The 2,414-nt window shown below is 50.8% G+C and carries 1 protein-coding gene; it reads left to right on the plus strand.

What is annotated here, in order from left to right; genetic code table 11:
* Positions 1-2,414 (plus strand): hybrid sensor histidine kinase/response regulator (locus VIM87_RS23005; RefSeq protein ID WP_331999273.1); only part of this gene is annotated, 2,414 nt, incomplete at both ends.

Genomic DNA, 2,414 nt, shown 5'->3' on the forward strand with positions numbered 1-2,414 from the left:
ATTACCCACCTGGATTCCCTGCAACGGCCTGCACGGCATTTTACCTTACCGGAACCGGCAGACGGAGGTAATCAAAATAACCTGGTGTACACTCTTTTGCATGACCGGCAGCAACGCATGTGGATAGGCACGTTTGGGGCAGGTTTTAACCTGGCAGCATACAAAGGCGGCGACCAGATCACTTTTACCAATTTCCTGGGTGGCCATGAAACACTGAAGGATATACGCTGTTTACTGCAGGACCGCGCGGGTCAGATATGGGCCGGCACCAATAACGGGCTGGTAGTATTTAACCCGGCTGCCCTGCTGAAAAACCCGAACGCCTTTAAGGTATATCAATCCGACCTGAAAAATCCGAATGGCCTTACCAGCAATGTGATCAAAACCCTGTGTGAGGATCACCGCGGGCGCCTCTGGGTAGGCACTTACGGCGGCGGGCTTTGCCATTTTATACCGGGAACGGGTGCACGTAATGCTTACTTTGAAACCTATACTACGCAACAGGGTTTGTCTAACGATATTGTAAACGGGCTGTTGGAAGACGACCAGGGCGACCTGTGGGTAAGCACTGAAAATGGCCTGACCCGTTTTAACCCGGACAAAAATACTTTTGAGGTTTTCTATTTTTCCAACAGCACGCTGGGCAACCTGTTTGCAGAAACCTCCTGCTGCAAGCGCCGCAACGGGCAGCAGCTATGGGGCAGCATGGACGGCTTTTACAGCTGTATGCCTGCACGCATGAAAACAGACAGTCTGGATGCACCGGTGGTGCTCACCGGTTTTAGTATTGCAGGCAATACACAAAAACAAGCTAATACGCTTCCTGCTGAAATAAAGCTGGAACCCAACCAAAAAGTGTTCAGCCTTGAATTTGCCGCGCTGGCTTTCCGTAACCCGCAGAAAAATAAATACACTTACATACTGGAGAATTATGAAGAAGAGTGGAACACCCCTGCCAGCTATAACATCGCCACTTACCGCAACCTGCCGCCGGGGGAATATACTTTTCGCGTAAAAGGCACCAACAATGATGGCAGCTGGAGCCGGCAGGAAGCCAGCATACGCATTACCGTGCTGCCGCCCTTCTGGCGTTCTAACCCGGCCTTCCTGCTATATGGGGCGGTTATTGCCGCGCTGTTCTTTGGCATCCGTATTGTGCGGCAGCGTATTAACCGCCTGCAGCATGCGGTGGCGCTGGAAAAGGAGCTAACGGAATATAAGCTGAACTTTTTCACTAACATCTCCCATGAGTTCCGCACACCGCTTTCCTTAATTGTAAGCGCTATGGAAAACCTGCTGCCCGGCAAGCAAAGCGCCTGGCAAACCGGCAAACACCTGCACATTATGCAAAAGAACGTGCAGCGCCTAATGCGGCTCATAGACCAGCTGCTGGACTTCCGTAAGATACAGCACCAGCGTATGAAGCTGCAATTAAAGGAGCTGCCTGTTATTAACCTGTTGCAGGAGCTTTGCGATAGCTTTAATGACCTGGCGGAACAAAAACATATTCACCTGCAATTCCATAGTAACGTACCCGAATACACGATGTGGGTAGATGATAACAAGCTGGATAAAATGTTGTACAACCTTTTATCCAATGCGCATAAATTTACGCCTGCAGGCGGCAGCATTGCCGTGAATGTAATAGTGGATGAAACCGCGGGCACCCTGCAGGTGCAGGTATCCGATTCCGGCATTTCCATCCCGGAAAGCAGGCGGGAACAGATCTTCCAGCGGTTCACCCAGCTTAACTTCTCTCCTACGGGAACGGGTATAGGATTATCCCTCACCAAAGAATTAGTGGAGCTGCACAAGGGACATATTGATTTCCACAATAACCCGGATACCGGCGTAACCTTTACCATTACGCTGCCTCTTTCCAAAACAGCCTACACCCCGGAGGACCTGGCAGCACCGGATGCAATGGCCGATCATCCCCACACCCCCTCCTCACTCATTAATTATATACCGGATGCAACGGGGATGGAGCTGCCGGAACCTACCTCCCGTTATAAGATCCTGGTGATAGAAGATAACCCGGACATTTGCGATTACCTCTCTTCCCAATTAAGCCAATACTTTCATGTATATACCGCCAACAATGGGCGGGAAGGTTTGGCGCTGGCCATAGAAACTGCGCCGGACCTGGTAGTTTGCGATGTAATGCTGCCGGAGATGAATGGTTTTGAAATTACGCGCCGCATACGCAATGAGTTCCAGACCTGCCATATACCGGTGGTACTGCTAACAGCCCTGAGCTCCGGCGAACACCAGCTGCAGGGCGTGGATGCAGGTGCGGATGCTTATATAGCTAAACCTTTCAGCACCCGTTTTCTGCTCACCAACATCATCCGCATTATTGAGCAGCGGGAAAAGATCCGTAAACGTTTCTCTAACGATCCCGGCTTTTTTGA

Source organism: Chitinophaga sp., from assembly GCF_036569125.1.
Classification (GTDB): Bacteria; Bacteroidota; Bacteroidia; order Chitinophagales; family Chitinophagaceae; genus Chitinophaga.